Annotated in this window: 21 protein-coding genes; 14 read left to right on the plus strand and 7 right to left on the minus strand. The window is 71.6% G+C overall.

All coding sequences use genetic code 11. The annotated features are described in order from the left end of the window. Positions 1-98: 98 nt before the first annotated feature. The 4 genes from JOF36_RS17245 to JOF36_RS39130 all read left to right on the plus strand — a co-directional run bounded on the left by JOF36_RS17245 (position 99) and on the right by JOF36_RS39130 (position 3182). A complete protein-coding gene (locus tag JOF36_RS17245; protein ID WP_210027951.1) occupies positions 99-1208 on the plus strand; it encodes an LLM class flavin-dependent oxidoreductase in 1110 nt (369 codons plus the stop codon). A gap of 73 nt (positions 1209-1281) precedes the next feature. Then, a complete protein-coding gene (locus JOF36_RS17250) occupies positions 1282-2679 on the plus strand; it encodes a phenylacetate--CoA ligase family protein (RefSeq protein WP_210027953.1) in 1398 nt (465 codons plus the stop codon). Between the two features lie 54 nt (positions 2680-2733). Next, positions 2734-3060, plus strand: coding sequence for an SDR family NAD(P)-dependent oxidoreductase (locus JOF36_RS40200; protein ID WP_281071485.1), 327 nt, complete (start codon positions 2734-2736; stop codon positions 3058-3060). Further along, positions 2973-3182: an SDR family oxidoreductase gene (locus JOF36_RS39130; protein ID WP_245353119.1), complete on the plus strand. Its 210-nt coding sequence runs from the start codon at positions 2973-2975 to the stop codon at positions 3180-3182. Before JOF36_RS40200 ends, JOF36_RS39130 begins: the two co-directional genes overlap by 88 nt. Before the next feature lie 771 nt (positions 3183-3953). Here the strand turns inward: JOF36_RS39130 and JOF36_RS17260 are convergent. Both JOF36_RS17260 and JOF36_RS17265 read right to left on the minus strand, forming a co-directional pair. Continuing rightward, positions 3954-5129: an MFS transporter gene (locus JOF36_RS17260; RefSeq protein ID WP_210027955.1), complete on the minus strand. Its 1176-nt coding sequence runs from the start codon at positions 5127-5129 to the stop codon at positions 3954-3956. A gap of 743 nt (positions 5130-5872) precedes the next feature. After that, complete coding sequence (locus JOF36_RS17265; protein ID WP_210027957.1) at positions 5873-6526, minus strand: TetR/AcrR family transcriptional regulator; 654 nt, start codon at positions 6524-6526, stop codon at positions 5873-5875. 149 nt (positions 6527-6675) lie between these two features. On the opposite strand from JOF36_RS17265, the gene JOF36_RS17270 reads away from it, so the two are divergent. Then, positions 6676-7434 carry an SDR family NAD(P)-dependent oxidoreductase gene (locus JOF36_RS17270; RefSeq protein WP_210027959.1) on the plus strand — a complete coding sequence of 253 codons (759 nt, stop codon included), beginning with the start codon at positions 6676-6678 and terminating at the stop codon, positions 7432-7434. 32 nt (positions 7435-7466) lie between these two features. Here JOF36_RS17270 and JOF36_RS17275 read toward each other — a convergent pair whose 3' ends face one another. Together JOF36_RS17275 and JOF36_RS17280 are read right to left on the minus strand one after the other, a co-directional pair. Beyond that, entirely contained in the window at positions 7467-8261 is a 795-nt protein-coding gene (locus JOF36_RS17275; protein ID WP_210027961.1) for a hypothetical protein, read from the minus strand. Then, positions 8258-9091, minus strand: a complete 834-nt coding sequence (locus tag JOF36_RS17280) for a CoA transferase subunit A (protein ID WP_210027962.1) — start codon at positions 9089-9091, stop codon at positions 8258-8260. Before JOF36_RS17280 ends, JOF36_RS17275 begins: the two co-directional genes overlap by 4 nt. 35 nt (positions 9092-9126) lie before the next feature. On the opposite strand from JOF36_RS17280, the gene JOF36_RS17285 reads away from it, so the two are divergent. Then, positions 9127-9930, plus strand: coding sequence for an enoyl-CoA hydratase/isomerase family protein (locus JOF36_RS17285; protein ID WP_210027963.1), 804 nt, complete (start codon positions 9127-9129; stop codon positions 9928-9930). Positions 9931-10060: 130 nt separating this feature from the next. On the opposite strand, the gene JOF36_RS17290 is transcribed toward JOF36_RS17285, so the two are convergent. From JOF36_RS17290 to JOF36_RS40920, 3 genes are all read right to left on the minus strand, one after another. Continuing rightward, entirely contained in the window at positions 10061-11647 is a 1587-nt protein-coding gene (locus tag JOF36_RS17290; protein ID WP_210027964.1) for an AMP-binding protein, read from the minus strand. A gap of 178 nt (positions 11648-11825) precedes the next feature. After that, on the minus strand, positions 11826-13580 hold the full coding sequence (locus tag JOF36_RS17295) for an AMP-binding protein (protein ID WP_210027965.1): 1755 nt from the start codon (positions 13578-13580) through the stop codon (positions 11826-11828). A gap of 63 nt (positions 13581-13643) precedes the next feature. Then, positions 13644-15740 carry a molybdopterin-containing oxidoreductase family protein gene (locus tag JOF36_RS40920; protein ID WP_210027966.1) on the minus strand — a complete coding sequence of 699 codons (2097 nt, stop codon included), beginning with the start codon at positions 15738-15740 and terminating at the stop codon, positions 13644-13646. A gap of 128 nt (positions 15741-15868) precedes the next feature. Here JOF36_RS40920 and JOF36_RS17305 point away from each other — a divergent pair, with 128 nt between their 5' ends. The 8 genes from JOF36_RS17305 to JOF36_RS17340 all read left to right on the plus strand — a co-directional run bounded on the left by JOF36_RS17305 (position 15869) and on the right by JOF36_RS17340 (position 22434). Beyond that, positions 15869-16318: a hypothetical protein gene (locus JOF36_RS17305; protein WP_210027967.1), complete on the plus strand. Its 450-nt coding sequence runs from the start codon at positions 15869-15871 to the stop codon at positions 16316-16318. Then, the gene (locus tag JOF36_RS17310; protein ID WP_210027968.1) at positions 16315-16785 is read left to right on the plus strand and encodes a MaoC family dehydratase; all 471 of its coding nucleotides are present in this window, start codon (positions 16315-16317) and stop codon (positions 16783-16785) included. Before JOF36_RS17305 ends, JOF36_RS17310 begins: the two co-directional genes overlap by 4 nt. A gap of 26 nt (positions 16786-16811) precedes the next feature. After that, positions 16812-18197: a phytoene desaturase family protein gene (locus tag JOF36_RS17315; protein WP_210027970.1), complete on the plus strand. Its 1386-nt coding sequence runs from the start codon at positions 16812-16814 to the stop codon at positions 18195-18197. Between the two features lies 1 nt (position 18198). Then, entirely contained in the window at positions 18199-19320 is a 1122-nt protein-coding gene (locus JOF36_RS17320; RefSeq protein WP_210027972.1) for an LLM class flavin-dependent oxidoreductase, read from the plus strand. Continuing rightward, positions 19317-19682: a nuclear transport factor 2 family protein gene (locus JOF36_RS17325; RefSeq protein WP_210027973.1), complete on the plus strand. Its 366-nt coding sequence runs from the start codon at positions 19317-19319 to the stop codon at positions 19680-19682. The genes JOF36_RS17320 and JOF36_RS17325 overlap by 4 nt, the downstream gene beginning before the upstream one ends. Then, the gene (locus tag JOF36_RS17330; RefSeq protein WP_210027975.1) at positions 19679-20671 is read left to right on the plus strand and encodes an LLM class flavin-dependent oxidoreductase; all 993 of its coding nucleotides are present in this window, start codon (positions 19679-19681) and stop codon (positions 20669-20671) included. The genes JOF36_RS17325 and JOF36_RS17330 overlap by 4 nt, the downstream gene beginning before the upstream one ends. Before the next feature lie 116 nt (positions 20672-20787). Beyond that, positions 20788-22008 (plus strand): cytochrome P450, encoded by a 1221-nt coding sequence (locus JOF36_RS17335; protein WP_210027977.1) that lies wholly within the window; start codon positions 20788-20790, stop codon positions 22006-22008. Positions 22009-22023: 15 nt separating this feature from the next. Continuing rightward, a complete protein-coding gene (locus JOF36_RS17340; protein WP_210027978.1) occupies positions 22024-22434 on the plus strand; it encodes a nuclear transport factor 2 family protein in 411 nt (136 codons plus the stop codon). Positions 22435-22436: the final 2 nt, after the last annotated feature.

Genomic DNA, 22436 nt, shown 5'->3' on the forward strand with positions numbered 1-22436 from the left:
GCCGATAGCTACCCGCCGTTTGTCAACGTGGACGAGGCCGAAGGCGCGTCCGGTGGCCGGGTGGTTCACTCCCACCAAGATCCAGGAGGGCCCGACCTATGCAGTTCGGCCTGTTCGCCATGCCCGAGCACCCGCCGATCGAGAACTGGACGCTGTCCTACGATCGGGACATCGACGACATCGTCCTGGCCGAGAAGCTCGGGTTCTCCGAGTACTGGATCGGTGAGCACCACACCGGCGGCTTCGAGAACGTCCCGGTGCCGGAGTACATGATCGCCAAGGCGTCGGCGGTGACCAGCCGGATCCGCCTGGGCACCGGGGTGGTGAACCTGCCCTACCAGGACCCGTTCCAGGTCGCCGAGCGACTGGCCTTCCTCGACCACCTCACGCACGGCCGGCTCGAGTACGGCTTCGGCGGCGGGGGCCTGCCCACCGACCAGGCCCTGTTCGGCCTGGAGCGTTCCGAGGCCGCCCCGCGGACCAACGAGGCGCTCGAGATCATCGAGCGGCTGCTCACCTCCGAGGACCCGGTCTCCTACGAGGGCGTCTACTGGAAGTACGAGAACCGCCAGATCCAGGTCGGGCCGTACCAGGAGGTGCCGCCCTTCTCGATCGCCGGGCTGACCGGGACCCACAACTACGCCCGCTGCGGCTCGAAGGGCTGGAAGGCGCTCTCGGTCTACTTCGCGCCGACCGACAACCGCGGCTACGAGGGCGCTCCCGACCTCAAGGCGCACGCGAACGCGCTGGTCACCGCGGCGGCCGAGGCGGGACTCGACCCCGCGGTCGCCCGTCGAAACTGGCGCATCAGCCGTGAGGTCTACGTCTCGGACAACCGCAACCAGGCGATGAACGAGATCCGGGAGGGTGTCAAGCGGTCCTACGAGTACCTGCTGGGACTCGGCCTCGGCGCCCTGATGAAGAAGGGCGAGGGCATGGACGATGCGGACCTCACCTTCGAGTGGATGGCCGAGGAGATCCCCTGGATCATCGGCAGCCCCGACGACTGCATCGCCCAGATCCGCGAGCTCGAGGAGGAGACCGGCGGGTTCGGCACCCTGCTGATCAACGCACGGGACTGGGTGACCACCGACCGCTGGAACCGCTCGCTCGAGCTGTTCGCCCGCTACGTGACGCCGCCGTTCACGCCGCGGGAGAACCTCGCCCGCCGCAACCGGCTCGCGGACGTGGCGCTCGGCCGCGCGTGATCGACCGGCCCGGGCGCCCGGAGTGGGCGCCGGGCCGGGCGGCGAGCACGGTGAACGCAACCGAGGAGAAGCGATGAACGCCGACGCGCGGGGGTTCCCCCGTTTCTGGGACGAGGAGCGGGAGACCCGGCCCCCCGAGGTCCGGGACAAGCTGGTGCTGGAGCGGATCCGCGCCCAGCTCGAGTACGTCTACCGGGAGCTGCCGTTCTACCGGCGGCACTACGACGCGCACGGGTTCCGTCCCGAGCACGTCCGGACCCTCGAGGACTTCACCACGAAGGTCCCCGTCATCACCAAGAAGATGCTCGTCGCCGACCAGGCCGAGCACCCGCCGTTCGGCAGCTACACGCGGGACTTCACCGCTCCCGGCGGCGGCACCGGGCTCGCCCGGATCCACGGCTCGTCGGGCACCTCCGGGACACCGACGATGTACGCGGTCTCGACGGGGGACTGGGAACGCGCCGCCGACGTGCACGCGATGGCCCAGTGGTGCGCCGGGATCCGGCCGGACGACATCGCCCAGGTGGGGTTCCCCTTCGGTCTGTTCTTCGGCGGCTGGGGCGTGCTCCAGGGACTCGAACGCATCGGTGCCACGGTGTTCCCGCTCGGGGTCACCGACTCGGAGAAGCACCTGGAGCTGATCGCCCGGCTGGGTTCGACGGTGTTCACCGCGACGCCGTCGTACTGCATCCACCTGCTCTCGGTGGCCGAGCGGATGGGGATCGACCTGGCCGCGAGCACCGTGCGGACGCTGCTGGTCGGCGGTGAACCCGGGGGCTCCCTGCCCGGGACTCGCCGGATCATCGAGGAGGGCTGGGGCGCGACGGTGGTGGACGCCGGCTCCACCTCCGAGATGTACCCGTTCCAGACCAGCGTCGGCTGCACCGCGGGTACCGGCACCCATCTGATCTCCGACGAGGTGCACACCGAGATCGTCGCTGGCGACGACCTCAACGCGCCGACTCCGGTCGGCACCCGTGGCGCGGTCGTCTACACCCACCTCTGGCGCGAGTCGCAGCCCATGATCCGGTTCGCGCCGGGCGACGAGAGCTACCTCGACACCGGGACCTGCCCGTGCGGGCGGACCTATCCCCGGCTGCCCGAGGGGGTCCTCGGCCGGCTCGACGACATGCTCGTGATCCGCGGGGCGAACGTGTTCCCCTCGGCGATCGAGACGGCGCTGCGCACGATCGGCGAGCTGGGCCCCGAGTTTCAGATCCGGGTCACCCGCACCCGTGCCCTCGACGAGATCGAGGTGCTCGCCGAGCTCGGGCACGACGCCGTGTCCGCGGAGGCCGCACTCACCGCCGACGCCGTCGCGGCCCGGCGGGCCGAGGTGGCCGGGCGCACCGAGGCGGCGCTCAAGCGGACCGTGAACATCACCGTCCCGGTCCGGCTGCTGGAGCCGGGGACCCTCCCCGAGACGACCTTCAAGGCCCGCCGCGTGGTCGACGAGCGGCCCCGCGCCTGAGCGGGTCCGTACCGTCCTCGGCGTCCCGGATCATCGAGCCCCAGGAGCAATCGGATGACCGGTCTCTCGCCCGAAGCGCTCACCCTGCTGCTGCCGGCCCGACTCGCCCCGGGGGGTGCGCTGCACGGAGGTCCGGCGCGGGGCGGTCGGCGACGGGCAGGAGACGGGCTGCGTGCGCTGCCAAATCAGACGCACTACAGCGCGTCCAAGCACGCCGTGGCCGGCCTGGCCGGGACGGCGGCCATCGAGCTCGCGCCGCGCCGGATCCGGGTGAACTCGGTGCACCCGTGGGCGTGGCCACGCCGATGGGGGAGGACCGCCCGGTCGGGCGGATGCTGCGCGAGCACCCGGAGTTCGCCCCCGCGTTCCGGCAGCTGCTGACCGACCCCGCGCTCGCCGACCCGGACGACGTGTCCGACGCCGTCCTCTGGCTGGCCTCGGACACCGCGCGCACCGTCACCGGGATCCAGCTCCCGGTGGACCTCGAGGCCACCGCGGTGTGAGGCGGGTGTGGCTGGGAGGCCCGCGGCAAACCGGCGGTGGAACCCGGTCGTGGTGCCCTTCGCAGCGCCTGCTGGGTCAGCGGCGCTACGACGCTGTGGATCGGTTACCTGCTCGCGTGCGTGCCGGCCCGCTGCTGCTGTCCCTGCTGCGCGACCGGCATGCCGGAGGTGTCGCCGGATCCCCGGGGCACCGTGACGTGCCTCGACGATCGGACGCTGTCGCCTCACGGGCGCAGCGGCCCATCGTCACCGCGAAACTTGGTCATCGTGGAGGGCGTCCGCTACGAAGTCCGTTTCAGGTTGCTCGTAGCGGTGCTCCATGGCTGCCCATATGCCCTCGGTCGCTTCGGGTGCGGGCATCGGAGACACGCGTTGCTCGTTCGGACCGAGCGGGCCGGAGTCTCCTGCGGCACCGGACACACCGTTCTCTATCCGCTTTGTGATGGTGAAGAACTCGCTCGACGCGTCAATGGCCAACCATCCAATCCGGACCCCGCGGCGAGGAAGAATCTTCCAAATGCTCGGGTCAGTTCGGCTACGCCGCCACCGTCCCCGGTTGAGTTGATATTCCAGATAGTCGTGGCGCGGCGTTGGTTCCAGCGGTGACAGCCAGTCGTGAACGCCTCTATTCGCGCGCGTGGTAGGACTTCGGACAGGGAACTGAGACTCTTTTCGCGGAGGGCGACCTCGTGGATTCCGTATATCGATGGACACGGCCTTTCCGTGTGAGGGGATCGCGGACGACATCGATCGACGGACGCGGTCGGCGGGTTATTGATGGGGCGCGGCCGTCGCCGTGGTGGCGAGGCCGACAGCGCCCAGTACGAGTAGGACGAGGGCTGCGGTGCAACCGACGATTGCGAGGGCCGGCGGCAGGCCGACGGTGCCGGCCAGCAGACCGACTCCGGGTGGACCGGCGAGGTAGGCCAGGTAGCCGACGGCGGTAATCCGAGCTGTGAGCGATCCAGCGTTTGCCGGATCCCGTGCGCCGGCGGTGCTCATCACCATCGGGAACAAGGGCCCGAGCGCCAAGCCGGCCACGCCTACACCGACCAGCAGCAGCTCCGGGCTGGACTGCAATGACGCACTCGGGATCGCTGTCAACAGGACGAGACCGGAGGCCATCACGACCAAGCGGCTCCCGGCCACCCGGATGACCGGGGCCGCCAGGAGACGGGAGAGCATCATCGAGGCGCTCAGGACCGCGACGATGCTGGCGGCAATCCCACTGTGGGCGAACGGTTCCCCGGCGGCGAGCACAGCTGACCAGTCGGTCAGCATGCCCTCGAGCAGCAGCGCTGCCACGCCGAGCGGCGCGAGCAGCAGAAGCATTCGCCCACCGATGCGCATCGGCCTCGTGGTCCGTCCAGGGGCAGGCATCGGGCGGTGCCCGGTCGGCATCAGGCCAGACCACACTGCGAGCAGTGTGGCCAGCAGTACTGCTGCGACCATGCCGAAGTGCCATCCGACCGGTGTCGCGAGAACGGCCGCCACTCCACCGGTGGTCGCCCCGATCAGCACTCCGGCGCTGTACATGCCGTGAAACCCGGGCATGAGGACCGTCTCGCGTTCTGCCTCCATCTCGATCGCCGCGACATTCATACCCACATCCAGGGCGCCGCTCGCGCAGCCGAGCAGGACCAGTACGAGTGTCAGCGAGAGCAGGCCATCAGCCAATGCGACCAATGGCAATGAGCCGGCGAACAGCAGGCTCGCCGTCCGGCACACCGACCTCGTCGACACGTTGCGCAGCAGACGGCCGGTGAGTAGCAGCGATGGCACCGAGCCGGCCGCGATGCCGAACAGTGCGATGCCCAGCTGAGGTTCACTCAACCCCAGGTCGTTCTTGACGGCGGGAATGCGGGGTGCCCAGCTGGACAACACGGCCCCGTTGAGGAGGAAGACGGCGCCGAGAGCAATACATGACGAGCGCGACGGCATGAGCATGGCAGGGTCCCAAAAGCCGCCCTGCCGGTTACCGTGCAACGCCTCCCGGACGGTCAGGAGGCGGTATCGACTATAACGGGTATATCCGTTGCTTGGCCACACTGACGAGTGGGGCCCCGAATCGGCCCAGACGTGTTCGACGTGGTGTCACTGAGCGTGCTGTCCGACGTCTGACCGACGTTTGATCGGTGGGGTTGATCCGAGCGGGTCTGGCACCGGGTGAAGCACCACCCCTGGCCCCTGCTGGTCATGGACCTTGTTGGCCTGCAACTCGAAGCCCGCGGGGTGCGCTACGGGACTGCGCCGCCCGTGACCTCGTCGGGGCCCGCGAGCGGGGCGGGTGTGCCACACGCGCCGTGTTCTCAGCGGATGGGAACGACAGTCCCCCCGATGTCGAGCGCGGTCCACGCGGTGTCCGGCCTCGGGAACATCGGTACAGCCGTCGGCCCTGAGAACGATCATGATCCGATCGGCGCGAGCGTGCTGACGCGGTTCTCGTACTCGCGACGGGGCTGCGGGAGGAACTCGGCGGCTGCACCCACTGGCTGCGGCGAACCCGTGGGCACGCAGCGGACCCGTCAGCCCGCCGACCTGCGGGTGATCGTCCGATCAGTGTCGATCGGTGCCACGGATGGCACCGATCGACACTGAACGGATGATCACCGCTGGTGGTGGGCCGTCAGCTCGCGGCGGGCCGTCAGCTGGTGGTGCGTACGAGGCGGAACGAGCATTGCGCGCCGGGGTCAGCGTTCCGGCTTCGGGTCGGGCCGGTGGGTCGGGGTGTATCTGGCGAGCATGGTCTGGACAGCCTGTTCGACGGCGTCGTGGATGTCGGAGGCTGTGGGGTCCCAGTCGGTCAGCAGCATGCGGGGCCACAGGACGTAGTTGGCGATCATGCCGAGGAACTGGTTCGCGGCGCTCTCGGCGTCGGGCACATCAGCGTTGCCCGCCTCGTGTTCGGATTCCAGGTAGTGCTGAACCGAGGTGAAGTAGGGCAGTTTGCCGAGCTCGAACTGCATCCGTCCCAGTTCGGGGAAACGAGGCAGTTCGGCGATGACGATCCGGAACAGGGCCGTCATGCCGGGCCGGCCGATCAGGTCGGCATAGCGGTGGCCGACCGTTGTCAGTCCGGAGCGCAGGTCTCCGGTCTGTGGCTGCGTGGCAGCGTCGCCGGCGTCACGCTGCCAGGACTCGGTGACGATGGCCTCGAAGAGGGCCGCTTTGGTGGGGAACCGCTTGAACAGGGTGGACTTCGAGACCCCGGCCGCGTCGGCGATCCGGGCCAGTGAGGTGCCGTCGTAGCCACGATCCAGGAACAGCTCCGTGGCAGCGGTGGTGATCGCCTCGCGTTTCTGTTCAGCGAGTCTGCGGTGGTGTGCGGAGAGTCCTGCTGCCATGCGGGCAGTATGTCGCAGACCCGAGGCGAGTCACTTGACTCGCCTCGAGAGCCCTGCTTACGGTACGAGAGTAAGGCGAGTCGAGTGACTCGCCTCCTATCTGGGGTGCCCGGGTGAGTTCCGGTAGCCGCGCAGTGGAGGAGCAGTTCATGACGATCGACGAGATCGCTCTGGTGACCGGTGCGAATCGCGGGCTCGGACGCGGCGCGGCCATCGCTCTGGCCGCACGCGGGGTGCGGGTCCTGGTCACCCACCGCGGTGATGCGGCCGGGGCTGAGAAGACGGTGGAGCAGGTGCAGGCGGTGGGTGGGACTGCCGCTGTTCTCCGGCTCGACATCAGCGACGTCTCCTCTTTCGCGTCCTTCACCTCCGAACTGAGCGAGCAGCTGGAGCGCTGGGGTGCTTCGCGGCTCGACATCGTGGTCAACAACGCGGGAGTGGGGATCTTCGGACCGCTGGAGGACGTCACGATCGACGACTTCGACACGGTGATGGGCACCAACGTCCGGGGCACGTTCTTCCTCATCCGGTCACTTGTGCCGCTGCTGACCCGAGGCGGCCGCATCATCAACGTCTCGACGTCACTGACCCGCCACACCAGCCCCGCCACCTCGGTCTACTCCGCCTCGAAGGCCGCCGTCGAAGCCTTGAGCCGCACCCTCGCCGCGGAACTCGGCCCGCGCGGAATCCGGGTCAACTCCATCGCCCCGGGACCGACCGCCACTGATTTCAACGGTGGCGCGATGCGGGACGACGCCGAGATGCGCCAGGTTCTGGCCGGACAGACCGCGCTCGGCCGCGTCGGCGAACCTGAGGAGATCGGCGACGCCATCGCCACGCTGGCCTCCGAGGGCCTGCGCTGGGTCACCGCCCAGCGCATCGAGGTCTCCGGCGGCGCCCTCCTCTGAGCGACCGGGCGACGGCCTGTAGAGACGCCTCCTCAGCCGCCGACCAGGCGCTCCCAGCGGTCCAGCGCCTCGGCGCGGGCAGCGGGCACCTCCAGCAGGCGGGTCAGCTGCGGGTCGATCACGGTGTCGAGCAGGGCCACCGCCGCGGCCGGGGGCTCCTCCATCACGGCGGGCGACGGTGCCGTGCCGAGCGCGAACCCGCAGTCGGCCCTCACGTCGTCGCGGTCGGCGCCGCCCGCGATCGCGGCGAGCCGGGGCGGGCCGCTCGCGAAGTCGATGACGGCGCGGTCGGTCACCGCGGCGTGGATCCCGCGCCCGGTGCGCCGGCCCGCGCCGGTGACGAACGAGACCCGCTCGACCAGGAACCGCCGGCTGTGCGCGGCCCGGTAGGCGACCAGCCGCCCGACGAGCGCGGCCGTGTCGGCCAGCGCCAGGCTGCCGGGCAGCCGCTGCAGCCCGCCGTCCCGGTCCGGGACGCGGCTGGCGTTGATCGCGCCGTCGCCGTCGAGCTGGGCCGGGCTGACGAACTGCAGGGTGACCCGGCCCCGGCCGAGCGCGTCGAGCACCTCGGTCTGGCGGTAGTCCCCGGCCGCGTGCCTGCTCGCCGCCGCGGCGTCGACCAGTCCCTCGGCGATGTCGTGCGTGCGCGGGGAGACCGCGGTGCCGAGCAGCACCGTCAGGTCCGGCACGAGCAGCTCTCGGGCCAGCAGGACGGCGGCCGCGGCCAGCGGCGTCGCCACGCCGACGATCACCACGTCGTCCGGCCTGCACTGCCGGGCCAGGTTCCAGATCACCCGGTTCGCGACCGCGCGTGGGTCGGCGTTCATCGCCGCGCCCCCGTCCCCGCTGCGGCGGCAGCGGATGCCGCCGCGAGCAACGGGTCGAGGCCGCCGCCGGGATCGGCCAGGTACCGGCGGAGCCCGGCGAGGTCGGCCGGGTACTCGCCGGGCAGCGCGGTCGGCCGCGCCCCGCCCGGGGCGACGACGACCGCGTCCACCTCGTGCCCGAACAGCAGCGCGCGGTGCCGCGCCGCGTGCGCCCGCTCGTCGTCGAGGATCCGCTCCACCGTCACGATCACCACGTCCGCGGCCCGGGCGAGGACCGCGTCGGCGTCGTGCAGGAAGTCCGCCTCGGCGGGACCGAGCACGGTGCCGTCCGCGCCCGCGGCCGAGGCGTGCACGACCGCGACGTCCAGGCGCATCGCGGGCACCGCGACCACCTCCTCGCCGGTGTAGGGGCAGGTGACCCCGCGCAGACCGAGCTCGGCGAGCAGGTCGCTGCCGGTCGCGCCGCGGGTGGGCAGGAAGGGCAGCCCGGCCCCGGCCGCGCGCAGCCCGGTGACGAACAGCAGCTCGCTGTACTCGTGGGCGGTGAGCCGCCCCGCCCGGACGGCGGCCTCGTACCCGATGGCCCGGCCCAGCTGCTCGAAACCGACGTAGCCGCTGTGCATCTCGGCCAGCGCGCCGCGCACGGCCAGCAGCTCGGCGTCGAGCGAGGCCAGGAAGGAGTGCACCCGCAGGTCACGGCGACCGGCGGTGGCGAGCGCGTCGAGGAAGGCGATCGGCTTCCTCCGCAGCAGCACCCCGCCGACGCCCAGGCGGGCGCCGTCGGGCACCAGCGTCAGCGCCTCGTCGAAGGGCCGGATCGGGTTCGGCACTGTACCTTCATATCAAACGACCGTATGGTAGGCGAGTGGCACACGTCACGGACGAGGAGGTCGTGGTGACGTACCGGACCCTGCGGGTCGACGACGGACCGGACGACGGCGTGGTGGTCGTGACGCTGGACCGTCCGGAGCGGCTCAACGCGATGGACCCGGACTTCTTCCGGGACCTGGCCGCGGTGATGCGGGACCTCGACGAGCGGGACGACGTGCGCGCCGCCGTGCTCACCGGTTCCGGGCGGGCGTTCTCGGCAGGCGGCGACATCGACTCGTTCGCCGCGCTCGACGGTGACACCGACGCCGTCCGTGCCCACCTGCGGCTGGTCTACGACGGCTTCCACGCCGTCGAGCTCGCGCAGAGCCCGGTGGTCGGCGCGGTCAACGGCCTGGCCTTCGGCGGCGGCACCGAGCTCACCCTGACCTGCGACGTCGTGGTCGCCGCCGAGTCGGCCACGTTCGCGTTCAAGGAGCCGACGGTCGGGCTGACGCCGGGCTTCGGGGTGCTCCGCGGGCCGGACGTCATGGGCCGCGGCTGGACCCGCTACCTGGCGCTGACCGGCGACGCGATCGACGCCCGTACCGCCGAGCGGGCCGGGCTCGTCCAGTTCGTGGTGCCGGACGCCGAGCTGCTGGCGACCGCGACGTCGGTCGCCGCCCGGATCGCGGCGAACCCGCGGCTGGCCGTGCGGGTCGGCAAGCAGTTCGTCAACCGCGACACCGGCTCGGCGATGCGCGAGTCGGTCGAGGCGACCGCACTGCTGTTCACCACCGCCGAACACCGGGCCGCGGTGTCGGCGTTCCTCGCGCGGAGGGAAGCCCGCCATGGCCGATGACACCGACCTGATCGAGGTCGACGACGCCGACGTCCAGGAGCTGTTCTTCGACCGCGGTTGGACCGACGGGCTGCCGATCGTGCCGCCGCCGTCGCCCGCGACCTGTTCGGCGGCTGATCCGCGCGGTCACTCAGCGGCGCACGGTGTAGCCGGCGGCGTCGCGGTCCCAGTTGTCGGCCGTGACGCCGTCCTCGCGTAGCCGGAACTTCTGCACCCGCTGGCTGGGGGTCTTGGGCAGCTCGTCGAGGAACCGGACGAAGCGCGGCACCGCGAAGTAGGCCATCTGCTCCTGACAGTGATCCAGCAGCTGCTCCGGGGTGGGTGCGGCGCCAGGCTGCGCCACGACCGCGATCATCACCTCGTCCTCGCCCAGCTCCGAGGGCACCGCGTACGCGGCGGCCTCGGCGACGTCCGGGTGCGCGCAGACGACCTGCTCGACCTCCCAGGAGGAGATGTTCTCACCGCGGCGGCGGATCGAGTCCTTGAGCCTGTCCATGAAGTACAGGACACCGTCGGCGTCCATCCGGCCGCGGTCCCCGGTGTGGAACCACAGGTTGCGGAACGCCCGCACGGTCTCCTCGGGCATCCGGAAGTACTCGTCGATCATGATCCCCGGCTTCTTCGGGCGGACCACGATCTCGCCCGGTTCGCCCGGGGGCACCGGACGGTCGTGCTCATCGACCACCGCAACGGTGAAGTTCGGGCTCTCCCGGCCCGCGGAGCCGCGCGGGGCGTCGTCCTCCGGGCGTCGCTGGGTCGCGATCGCGATCTCGGTCATGCCGTAGACCTCGGTGAGCCGGACCCCGAACCGGCGCTCGAACGGCTCCCAGATCTCCACCGGGCAGGGCGCGCCGAAACCGGCCCGGACCGGGTTGTCGGCGTCGTCGGGAAGCTCGGGCTGCTTGTAGAGCATCATCAGCAGCGCGCCCTGGTAGTTGAACGCGGTGACCCGCTTCTCCCTGCAGATGTCCCAGAACCGGCCTGCCGAGAAGCGGTCGTCCATCACCAGCATCCCGCCGGCCTCCATCGCCGCCATCACGCTGGTGTACTTGGCGTTGATGTGGAACAGCGGGAACGCGGTGTAGAGCCGGTCCTCGGGGGTGTAGCCCATCAGATGCGCGGTGTGCCGGGCCAGGTTGAGGTTCGCCTCGTGGCCGAGCACCACGCCCTTCGACGGTCCGGTGGTCCCGGAGGTGTAGAGCAGCACCGCGGTGTCGGTCCGGTCCAGGGTGGGCCGCGGCGGCTCCTCGTCGAGGTAGAGATCCGCGAGTGCCGGTCCCGGGTCCGCACCCGGTTCGCCGTGCACCACGATGTGGCGCAGCAGCTCGAGCCCCTCGGCGGCCTCGGTGACCCGCTGGGCGAACTCCGCGTCGCAGACCACGGCGCAGGCCTGGGACTGCTCGAGCAGGTAGCGCAGGGCGAAGCCGCGGGCCGCGGTGTTGACCGGCACCTCGATCAGCCCCGACTTGCACAGGGCGAACCAGACGTCGATGTTCTCCAAGCTGTTGCGCATCATCACGCAGACCCGCTCGCCGCGGGCCAGGCCGAGCGCGTGCAGTCCGGCGGCCATCCGGTCGGAGTCGCGGTCGACACCGAGGTAGGTCTTCTCCCGGCCGACGACGTCCAGCGCGGTCCGGTCGCCGTAGCGCTGCGCGGCGTCCCGGATCCAGTCACCGATCGTGCGCGGGGCACCGGGTGCGAGCACGACACCGCTCATGGTCAGTCCCTCCTCGGCAGGCAGCTGGCCTGGTCGTTCCACTGGAACTCGTGGGTGCACCGCTCGTCGTCGTCACCCCGGCGGCCCCAGTTGTTCGGCCCGGTGGAGTAGGCGCCCGGACGGGTACGGCCAATGATGCGGATCTCCTTGTCGGGGGACAGGGGGAGGAGGCGGGGAGTCAGCCGTGCCGGCCGTCGACCCGCGGCGCCTCGGTGACGCCCGCATCGTCGAGCTCGGCGGCGATCCGCCTGCGCAGCTCGACCTTGCGGATCTTGGTGCCGGACATCGGCCATTCGGTGACGAACCGGATGTAGCGGGGTACCCGGTAGGACGCGATGCGCCCGACGCAGAAGTCGACGAGCTCCTGCTCCGTGGCCTCCTGGCCCGGCGCGAGCTGGACGAACGCGGCGGGCACCTCGACGTAGCGGGCGTCCGGCGCCGCGACCACGGCCACGATGCCGACCGCCGGGTGCCCGAGCAGGTGGCCTTCGACCTCGGCCGCGGAGACGTTCTCGCCGCCCACCTTCAGCATGTCCTTGAGCCGGGACAGGAAGGTCAGCCGCCCGTCCTCGTCGGCGACGACCACGTCGCCGCTGTGGAACCAGCCGTGCTCGTCGAAGACCTGGGCGGTGAGCTCGGGGTCGCGGAAGTAGCCGTCGAACGCGTTCGGGCCGCGGAACAGCAGCTCGCCCGGTGTGCCCGGCGGCAGGTCGGCACCGGACTCCGGGTCGACGACCCGGCACTGCATCCCCGGCATCGGGTGCCCGCCGGTCTCCGCCCGCGCGGCGGGCGGGTCGTCGAGCCGGTTGAGGGTGAGGAACGCCGAGGACTCGGTCATCGCCACGCACGACACGTGCACCGCGTGCGGCAGCCGCGCGGCCATCGTGCGCAGCCGTTCCGGCACCCCCACCGCCATCACGACGCGGATGCGGCTCAGGTCGTGCTCGGCGAAGTCCGGCCGGTTCAGCACCGGCATCCAGATCGTCTCGAACGCCGCGAGCGCGACGGTGACCCGTTCGCGGACCAGCAGGTCCAGGGTCGTGGACGGGTCGAAGAACCGCGGGTGCACGAAGGTGGCCCCCGCGGTCAGGCAGCTCAGCGCGAACGTGATCCCCCCGCCGTGGAACAGCGGGATCGCCGTCCACACCCGGTCCGCACCGGACAGCGGCATCCGCTCGCGGGCGATGCCGTCCGCGAGCCGGGTCACCGCCTCGTGGCTGAGCATGGCGCCCTTCGGCGATGCGGTGGTGCCCGAGGTGTAGACCAGCAGCGCGGTGTCGCGGACCCGCACGCCCTGGGCCGCCCGTTCGACCGCGGCCGGGTCGGTGCCGGCGGCGAGGGCGTCGAACTCGGCACCCGCGACGATCCCCGCCCCGCCCGGCCCGCCGAGATGCACCACGTGGCGCAGCTCGGGCGCCTCGGGCAGGACGAGCTCCCCGGGACCGGACCCGGCCAGGTGCGGGAAGGTCTCGGCGAGCAGGTCGAGGAAGTCCGGTTCGCCCGGCTGCGGCGGCGCGGTCACCAGTACCCGCATCCCGGAGTGCGCGACGATCCCGGAGAGCTCGACCGCCTTGAACCGTGCGTTGATCGGCACCGCGATCGCGCCGACGTCGGTCACCGCGACCAGCAGCGCGACCAGGTCGACCGAGGCGGGCAGCAGGATCCCCACGCGGTCACCCGGCGCCACCCCGAGGGCCAGCAGGCCGCGACCGAGTGCGTGCGCCCGGTCGGCCAGCTCGCCGTAGCTCGCCCGCTCGGCCGGGAACACGATCGCCTCGCGCGCCGGGTGCTCGGCCGCCCTGCGGTGCAGCAGGTCCCCCAGGGTGGTGGCCGCGACGGGGCGGCGGGACCGGGTGGACGAGGGACGGTCGGCACCCGGACCCACGGCGGGGTCCTCGGGTTCGGTGACGGTCGGGACGGTTCGGCCCGGCATGAGCTCTCCTGTCACAGCATCGGGGAAGGAGTGATCCAGTTGTGCCAGACGACCGTTTGATTGTCATGGGCTCTTCGGGTGGTTTCCCGGTGAACTGGTCGAACGGTGCGGCGGGCTGCCCGAGCAGTCGGAGGGACCCGGGGTCACGGTCACCGGCACCGCCGTCTGCAGCACCATCCCGGTCAGCGGGTCGATGTCCGCCGCGTCCGAGGTGAGCGACCCGACGGCCGGATCGGCCCAGCCGTGCGGCACCGACACGGTGCCCCCCAGCTGACCCTCGTCGCACTGTGCCGTGGCGCGCAGCGCTCCGTGCGCACTGCGCACCCGGACGGCCTGTCCGTCGGAGACCCCCCGTGCGGCGGCGTCCGACGGGTGCAGGGTCGCGGCGGGCGCCTCCCGGCCGGTACGCCCGCTGTCGTCGGCGAGCTGTGAGTTCAGGTGCCGCACCTGGCGCCGGGCGACCAGCGTCAGCGACTCCGGGTCCGCCGGGGCCGACGGCGTCGCGGCGAGCTGGTGCACCAGCGGCTCCGGAGCCAGCTGCCAGCGGCCCGCCGGGAGACTGCCGGTCACCCAGCCGTGCACCGCGGACTCGCCGAGCACCGGGCCGTCCGCGTCGCGCAGCTCGGCGAACCCGACGCGCCCGCGCCCGCCCAGCTCGGCCAGCAGGTCGTCGTCGACGGCGGTGTCCGGGTCGAGCCCGTCGGGCAGCACGCTGATCCCGAGCCGGTCGGCGAGCTGCGCGAACACCCACCACATCGGACGGCGCTCGGCGGCGGGCGGTACCACGGCCGCGGTGTACTGGGTGACCATCGTGGACAGGTACCGGTCGACGAACAGCGGCAGGTCGGCGCGTTCGAGCTGACCGGCGGCCGGCAGCACGTGGGTGGCGAGCGCGGTGGTGGCGGTGGGCAGCACGTCGATCACCGCGAGCACGTCGAGCCGGGACAGCGCCCGGGCGACGGCGGCCGGCTGTGGCAGCGCCAGCACCGGGTTGCCGCCGCCGACCAGCAGCGCACGCAGGTTCCCGGCCTCGATCTCACCGGCCAGCGCCGCGGCCGGGAGCTCGCCGTAGCGGCCGGGCAGCTCCGGGCGGCTGCGTGGCCCCGGCTGGGCCGAGCCGTCGTAGCGGCGCAACCGGCGCCGGTCGAGCTGGCTGAGGAAGCCGGGATGGAACCACATCCCGCCCCGCCGGTCGAACGAGCCGGTGACCAGCAGCAACGCCCAGAGCAGCCATTCCGAGACGTTCGCGGTGCCCGACATCGACACCCCGGTCCCGGTCAGCCCGCCCAGGCGGCCGTGCCGGCGTACGGCGCGGACGAGGTCGTCGAGATCGGCGCCCGGCAGGCCGGTGCAGGCGGCCGTGGTCTCCCGGTCGAACCGGTCGACGGCCGCGGCGAGCTCGTCGGCGCCCTCGGTGTGCTCGTCCAGGAAGTCGGTGTCGGCGCCCTCGGCGAGCAGCGACCGGACCAGGAACGCGAGCACCGCGTGGTCGGTCCCCGGGCGCGGGGCGAGGTGGCGGGTGGCGAGCCGCGCGGTCTCGGTGTGCCGCGGGTCGAGTACCCACACCTCGCCGCGCTCGGCGAGGCGGCGCAGCGCGGCGGTCGGGACCGGCAGCGCGTTGAGGTGCCCGTGCGAGACCACCGGGTTGGTGCCGACGAGCAGGGTGAGCGTGGCGTCCTCGTGGTCGAGGGCGGGGATGAGCCCGGGATAGCCGCCCATGAGCTCGGCCACCAGCGGTTTGCCCGGGGTGTCCACCGTGGCCGAGGAGTAGGCGCTGCGTGAGCCCAGCCGTTGCAGCAGGCGCATCCCGGCGGTGCGCCCGGCCGGGTCGAAGGACGCCGCGGTGGCCAGGAAGGTGCCCACCGCGTCCGGGCCGGACTCGTCGACCAGCCGGCGCAGCCGGCCGGCGAGATCGTCGAGCAGCTCCGGCCATTCCACCCGGACCAGCTCGCCGTCGCGGCGGAGCATCGGGTGGTCGAGCCGGTCCGGCCGGTGGTGGAACTCGGCCAGTGACCGGCCCTTGGGGCAGGTGTAGCCGGCCGTGACCGGATGGTCGCGGTCGCCGGCGACCGACACGACGCGGTCCCCGTCGGTGCGCACCCGTAGCCCGCACACCGAGATGCAGAAGCGGCAGAACGTGCGGTGCTCGATCTCGCTCACGGTTCGGCCGCGGCGCGGACGGTGGGCAGTGGCATCATCGCCACCTCCTCATCTACCAATCGTTTGACAAACTAGCCCTTCCGGTCGACGGTGGACAAGCGTCGGGTGTGGTGGAGAGGGGCTGGGACATGGGTGTGGTCGCGGAGGACAGGGTGCGCAGCCTGGTCGGGCACCGGTTCCCCGGTGCCCGCTACCGGATCGACGCGGCCGCCGAGCTTGAACTGCGGGAGGTCGCCGGCGCCGCCCCGGCGGAGGGCGACACCGCGCACCCGCTGATGGTGTTCCTGGTCGCGCAGGGCGGCATCGGGATCGACCTGGACTCCCTGTTCGCGCTGTGCCACGCCGGCACCGCCGACGGCGTCATGCTCGGCGAGTGGTCGGTCGAGCAGCGGGCGCCGCTGCGGATCGGTGCGGAGTACCTCGTGCGCGGCGGGATCGACGACGTCGTGCGCAAGTCCGGTGCCCGGGCCGGTGTCTTCGACATCGTGACGATGGGCCTCGACGTGCTGGGCGACGGCGACCCCGAGCCGTACGCCCGGGTCCGCACCTCCTTCGTCTTCCCGCGGCGGCCGCGATGAGCCCGCGGGTGGGGGACGAGCTGCCGCCGTGGTGCCTCGAGTCGGTCGGCGCGGGCCCGATGGCGCGGTTCGCGGTGCTGCTGGCGGACCCGAACCCGATCCACCTGGACCCCGAGGCGGTGCGCGCGCTCGGGATGGGCGACCGGGTCGTCAACCAGGGGCCGCTGAACCTGGCCTACCTGCAGAACATGCTGATCGGCTACACCGGGGGCCCGGACCGGATCCGGGAGCTCCGGCTGCGCTTCGCGGCCAACGTCTTCGCCGGTGACCGGGTGGTCGCCGGCGGCCGGGTGACGGCCGTACCCGGTCCGGCCGGACCGGCGGGGGAGCAGCCGGTGGAGTGCGAGGTCTGGCTGGACGCCTTCCGCCCGGGTGATCCCGGCCCGGTCCGGGTGCTGAGCGGGACCGCGCTCGTCGCCGTCGGCGGCGGGACCGTCGACACGGCGGCCCCGGCCGACCAGAGTTGAACCATCGTTCGGACGAGAGAGGTGTCATGCCGAGCTACGACGTCGTGGTGATCGGAGCCGGAGCGGCCGGGTTGTCGGCCGGAGCGTTGCTGGCCAAGGAGGGCAAACGGGTCGTGGTGCTCGACCGCAGCCCGTACCTGGGCGGGCGCGCGATGGCCGTGCCGGACGAGGGGTTCACCGTCAACCTCGGCGGGCACCTGATCGAGGACGGCGGCTCGGGCATCACCAAGGTGTTCGAGCACGTCGGCAAGGAGCTGATCCACGGCGAGGTCAGCAACGACATGCCGATCTGGGAGAACGGCAAGGGCTGGGGGTCGATCCGGGACCGGTACACCGACCGGACCGAGCTCAAGAAGGTGATCAAGGCACTGGTCAACACCCCGTACGAGGAGCTCGACGCCTGGGACGACCGCTCGCTGCGCGAGTGGATCCACCAGTACACCGACGACCAGGGCGTGGTGGACCTGTTCGAGTTCATCTCCGTCCTGGAGTGCATGACCGACAACTGGTACGACCACTCCGCCAGCGACAACCTCTACGTGCGCAAGATGCACTTCGAGGAGAAGGGCACCGCCGCGTACTCCTGCTGGCCCGGCCAGGGCTGGGACGGGATCTGGCGGGACCTGGCCGATGCGATCACGTCGAACGGCGGTGAGCTGCGGCTCGGGACGAGCGTCGAGCGGGTGATCATCGAGAACGGCGCCGTGAAGGGCGTGGCGGTCGGGCGCGAGCCCAAGGTGCTGCCCAACGAGTTCTTCGAGGAGGAGATCCTCGAGGCCGACGCGGTGATCTCGACACTGCCGGTGTGGAACGTGCTCAACGTCGTGCCGCGGTCGGCGCTGCCCGAGTGGTACGCCTCGCAGATCGAGTTCCTGGCCCAGGACAAGTTCCGGATCGCCTGGCTGGGGCTCTACCTGGCCACCGAGGAGCCGGTCACCCAGTTCGACCCGCGCGAGCTCGCCACCTGGACCGCGACGCCGTCGACCGACTGCTCGGGCTTCATGTTCGACCAGAGCGCGATGGATCCGAGCTGCTCGCCGGAGGGCACCCACCTGCACGTGATGGGGGCGATCATCCCGGGCGCCAAGGGCCGGGACAAGGAGTGGTGCCGGGCCACCATGGAGGCGTTCGAGCGCGACGCCGAGACCATGTGGCCGGGTTTCGCGAAGCCGCTCTGGCGGCGACGGCACCTGGTGTTCGAGCCGAGCTTCGGGGTGATCCAGATGCCCGGGCTGGTAGGGAAGTACCGCCCGCACTGGCGGGCGCCGAACGTCGAGGGCCTGTGGTTCGCGAGCGAGACCTTCCGCAGCCGCGGGATCGGCACCGACCGTGCCGCGCGGGCGGCGCTGACCTGCGTCGAGGACTACCTCGGTGGCCGGATCCCCACCTTCGGCGACGGGTGGAGGTACTGAGTTGCGCAGGTTGCAGCTGGGGGTCCCGGGGCAGATCATGCCGCCCGCCGAGACCGCGGTGAAGTTCGCCCGCCGCAGCGAGGACGAGGGCTACGACGCCGTCTGGTGGCCCGATCACCTCATGGGCTGGCACGCCGACACGATGTGGACGCCGGACCTGACCCCGCTCGCCGAGGTCCAGCCCAACCCGCACACCTACTTCGACCCGATGATCATGATGGGGGTCGTGGGGGCGCAGACCGAGCGGATCAAGGTCGGGGTCGTCGTGACCGACCTGATCCGGCGCAACCCGGCGATGGCCGCGGCGACCGCGTTGACCCTCGACCACGTCACGAAGGGCCGGGCGATCATCGGCCTGGGGTCCGGGGAGAAGCTCAACGTCACGCCGTACGGGATGGACTTCGAGAAGCCCGTCGCGAAGCTGTCCGAGGGCATCGACGTGATGCGGCTGCTCTGGGAGGCCGACGGGCCCGTCGACTACCAGGGGAAGTTCCACACCCTGGACAGGGCGGTCCTGGGATTGGCGCCCTACGGGGACGACCCGCCGGAGATCTGGACCGCCGCGCACGGACCGCGGATGCTGCGGCTCACCGGTACCAAGGCCGACGGCTGGCTGCCGACCAAGATGACCGCGCCGGACTACGCGTCGTCGCTCGGCACGATCCGCCAGGCCGCCGACGGTGCGGGCCGGGACCCGGACAAGATCACCCCGGGGATGCTCGGCTACGTCCTGATGGGACCGGACGAGGAGACCGTGCGGCGGCTCACCGAGGCGCCGCTGGTGCGGGCGCTGTGCGTGCTGCTGCCCTCCCAGGTGTTCCGCGACCTCGGCGTGGAGCCGCCGCTCGACGGCGGCCCGCACGGGTCGGGGTTCCACGACTTCATCCCGACCACGATCGAGCGGGCGGAGTCGCTGCGGATCATCGACGCGATCCCGCCGGAGGTCGTGCGGCACTACGCCTTCTGCGGCACGCCCGAGCAGGTCGCCGAGGAGCTCCACGACTACCGCGAGGCCGGCCTGGAGCACCTGGTGCTCTGGAACATCACCGCGTTCGGCGACCCGTCGCTGGCCCGCTGGTCGTTCGGGGCGATGGCCGAGCTGAAGAAGCTGGTGGGCTCGTGAGGGCGCCGGTCGAGCAGTACTTCGCCGCGCTCAACGCGGACGCGTACGACGATCTGGCCGCGGTGTTCACCGACGACGTCGAGATCCACACCGTCGGGGCCAAGCCGGTCGTCGGGCGGGCCGCGGTGCTCGCGCACTTCCCGCGGGTCCTGGCGGGCTACGCCGAGCACTGCGACCGGGTGACGCGCTGGATCGAGACCCCGGAGGCGATCGTCACCGAGATCGAGTTCACCGGGCGGCTCGGCGACGGCCGCCCGGTCGTGTTCCCCGCGCTGGACGTGTTCGACCTCCGTGCCGACCGGATCACCCGGGTCACGACCTGGTACGACACCCGCGACGTACGGCGCCAGGTGCTGGCGTGAGGCTCGGAGTGACCCTGCCCGTCGACGACGGGCTGACCGTTCCGGACTACCTCCGGCTGGTGCGCACCGCGGAGGACGCCGGCTACGACTCGGCGTGGGTCGGCGAGGTGGCCGGGCCCGAGGTGTTCTCGATGCTCGGCGTGCTCGCGGCGAGCACCAGCCGGATCCGGCTCGGGTCCGGGATCGCCACGGTGTACCCCCGATCGCCGGCACTGGCGGCGATGGGGTTCGCGACGCTCGCCTCCGCCGCGCCGGGGCGGATCCTGGCCGGGCTGGGCGCGAGCAGCCCGATGATCACCGAGGACTGGCACGGCCGGTCGCACTCGCGTCCACTCGCGACGATCGAGGGCTACATCGCCGCGCTGCGCGCGGCCTGGGCGGGGGAGCGGGTGCACGTGGAGCACCCGCGCACACACGGGTTCCGGGCGGGGTTGCTCCCACCGGAGCCGCCGCCGGTCGTCGTCGCCGCGATGAACCCGAAGATGCTGCGCCTGGCCGGCCGGGTCGCCGACGGGGTCTTCCTCACCTGGTCGCCGGTGGACGAGATCGCGGCCAAGCTCGCCCTGGTCCGCGAGGGCGAGCGGGAGGCGGGCCGGGAGCCCGGCAGCGTGTGGGCGATGGTGTCGTTCTGGGCCTACGCCGGTGACCGGCAGGACGAGGCGATGCAGCGGCTGCGCAGGCTCTGCCTGCAGTACGCGATGGCGCCCACGCACGCGGAGTCCTTCCGCGCGGTGTTCCCCGATCTCGACCGGGCGACCGAGCTGTGGCGCTCCGGTGATCGGCGCGGTGCCCTCGCGCTGATGCCCGAGGAGGCGGTGCACCGGCTGTGCGCGCTCGGTACCGGGGTGGACGTCGCGACCCGGGCCGCGGCCGTGCGCGAGGCCGGGATCGTGCTCCCGGTGCTGCTCACCCCGGGTGCGGTGCCCGGCGACGTGGACGGTCCGCTCCAGACCGTCACCCGCACCGCGGACGCCGGCGGCACCGGCTGAGCGGTACCCGCGGTACCCGCCGTCGCGGTCTTGTTGCCCCCGCGGTGTGCTGCTAATCTCCGTGCTACCAAACGGCCGTTAGACAATGGTGTTCACCGCCCGGAGGTAAACCCCGAATGACCTCGACAGTCCCCGCCGTCCCGGACATCCTGTCCGCGGAGTTCGCCGCGGACCCCTACACCGCCTACCAGGTCATGCGCGAGCACCACCCGCTGATCTGGCACGAGGCCACCCAGAGCTACGTGATCAGCCGCTATGCCGACGTCGAGCGTGCGTTCAAGGAAGCGGTGTTCACCAGCCGCAACTACGACTGGCAGCTCGAACCGGTGCACGGGCGGACGATCCTGCAGATGGACGGCCGGGAGCACTCCACGCACCGCAACCTCGTCGCCCCGGCCTTCCGCGGCCGCGACCTCATGAACAAGTTCGTGCCGGTCATCGAGGAGAACTCGCGGGTGCTGATCGAGGCCTTCCGCACCGACGGTGAGGTCGACCTGGTCGGCCAGTACGCGACCCGGTTCCCGATCAACGTCATCGTGGACATGCTCGGTCTGCCGAAGGAGGACCACGGCCACTTCCACCGCTGGTACACCTCGATCATGGGGTTCCTGTCGAACCTCTCCGGCGACGAACAGGTCACCGCCGAAGGTCTGCGTACCAAGGCGGAGTTCGAGGACTACCTGGTCCCGATCATCCGGGACCGCCGGGCGAACCCGGGCGACGACCTGCTCTCCACCCTGTGCAACGCCGAGATCGACGGCGTCCGGATGAGCGACGAGGAGATCAAGGCGTTCTGCAGCCTGCTGCTCACCGCGGGCGGGGAGACCACCGACAAGGCGATCGCGAGCGTCGTGCTCAACCTGGTGGCGAACCCGGAGCAGCTCGAGGCCGTCCGCGCGGACCACTCGCTGATCGCGGCGGCGTTCGCGGAGACCCTGCGGTTCGCCCCGCCGGTGCACATGATCATGCGTCAGCCGTCCGAGGACGTCGAGCTCTCCGGCGGGGTCGTCGAGGCGGGCCGGACCGTGACCTGCCTGATCGGTGCGGCGAACCGCGATCCCGCCCAGTACGCCGATCCGGACCGGTTCGACATCTTCCGGCCGGACCTGGACCAGGGCCGGGCGTACACGGCCGGCGCGAACCACACGGCGTTCTGCCTGGGCCGGCACTTCTGCGTCGGCGCGATGCTCGCCAAGACCGAGCTGGAGATCGGCATCGGCCAGCTCCTCGACGCGATGGGGGACATCCGGTTCGCCGACGGCGCGCCGCCCCCGGAGTACGGGGTCTTCACCCGTGCACCGCAGTCCCTGCGTCTCACCTTCACTCCCACCCGCTGAACCGAGGAGACCGCGATGACCGCACGCCCGGAGATCGAGAACGTGCTGGGCAGAGCCGCGTGGGGCTACGACGAGGACGACGTCGACCTCATCGCCGCCCAGTTCACCGAGAACGCGACGATGACGATGCAGATCGGTCGCGACGGCGACCCGATCGGACCGTTCGACGGCCGCGAGGCGATCCGCAAGCTGCACGCCGACTCACTGGCCGGGCAGACCGACCAGCGCCGGCACAACATCAGCAACCTGGTGATCGAGAAGGAGTCCGCCGACGCGGCGAACACCGTCTCCAACCTCACGCTGCTCTCGATCGAGAACGGGGCGATCCGGGTGCTGTCCAGCGGCTGGTACCGCGACGAGCTGGTCCGCGACGGCGAGACCTGGCGGATCCGCGCCCGGCACATCTACCTCGACCTGCCCTACTGAGG

The sequence above is a fragment of the Pseudonocardia parietis genome (genome assembly GCF_017876315.1).
GTDB lineage: Bacteria > Actinomycetota > Actinomycetes > Mycobacteriales > Pseudonocardiaceae > Pseudonocardia > Pseudonocardia parietis.

Excerpts from the sequence above, each read along its gene's own strand:
- JOF36_RS17245 (WP_210027951.1), top strand. The coding sequence starts at position 99 with ATGCAGTTCGGCCTGTTCGCCATGCCCGAGCACCCGCCGATCGAGAAC.
- JOF36_RS17250 (WP_210027953.1), top strand. The coding sequence starts at position 1,282 with ATGAACGCCGACGCGCGGGGGTTCCCCCGTTTCTGGGACGAGGAGCGG.
- JOF36_RS40200 (WP_281071485.1), top strand. The coding sequence starts at position 2,734 with ATGACCGGTCTCTCGCCCGAAGCGCTCACCCTGCTGCTGCCGGCCCGA.
- JOF36_RS17260 (WP_210027955.1), bottom strand. The coding sequence starts at position 5,129 with ATGCTCATGCCGTCGCGCTCGTCATGTATTGCTCTCGGCGCCGTCTTC.
- JOF36_RS17265 (WP_210027957.1), bottom strand. The coding sequence starts at position 6,526 with ATGGCAGCAGGACTCTCCGCACACCACCGCAGACTCGCTGAACAGAAA.
- JOF36_RS17270 (WP_210027959.1), top strand. The coding sequence starts at position 6,676 with ATGACGATCGACGAGATCGCTCTGGTGACCGGTGCGAATCGCGGGCTC.
- JOF36_RS17275 (WP_210027961.1), bottom strand. The coding sequence starts at position 8,261 with ATGAACGCCGACCCACGCGCGGTCGCGAACCGGGTGATCTGGAACCTG.
- JOF36_RS17290 (WP_210027964.1), bottom strand. The coding sequence starts at position 11,647 with ATGAGCGGTGTCGTGCTCGCACCCGGTGCCCCGCGCACGATCGGTGAC.
- JOF36_RS17295 (WP_210027965.1), bottom strand. The coding sequence starts at position 13,580 with ATGCCGGGCCGAACCGTCCCGACCGTCACCGAACCCGAGGACCCCGCC.
- JOF36_RS17305 (WP_210027967.1), top strand. The coding sequence starts at position 15,869 with ATGGGTGTGGTCGCGGAGGACAGGGTGCGCAGCCTGGTCGGGCACCGG.
- JOF36_RS17310 (WP_210027968.1), top strand. The coding sequence starts at position 16,315 with ATGAGCCCGCGGGTGGGGGACGAGCTGCCGCCGTGGTGCCTCGAGTCG.
- JOF36_RS17315 (WP_210027970.1), top strand. The coding sequence starts at position 16,812 with ATGCCGAGCTACGACGTCGTGGTGATCGGAGCCGGAGCGGCCGGGTTG.
- JOF36_RS17335 (WP_210027977.1), top strand. The coding sequence starts at position 20,788 with ATGACCTCGACAGTCCCCGCCGTCCCGGACATCCTGTCCGCGGAGTTC.
- JOF36_RS17340 (WP_210027978.1), top strand. The coding sequence starts at position 22,024 with ATGACCGCACGCCCGGAGATCGAGAACGTGCTGGGCAGAGCCGCGTGG.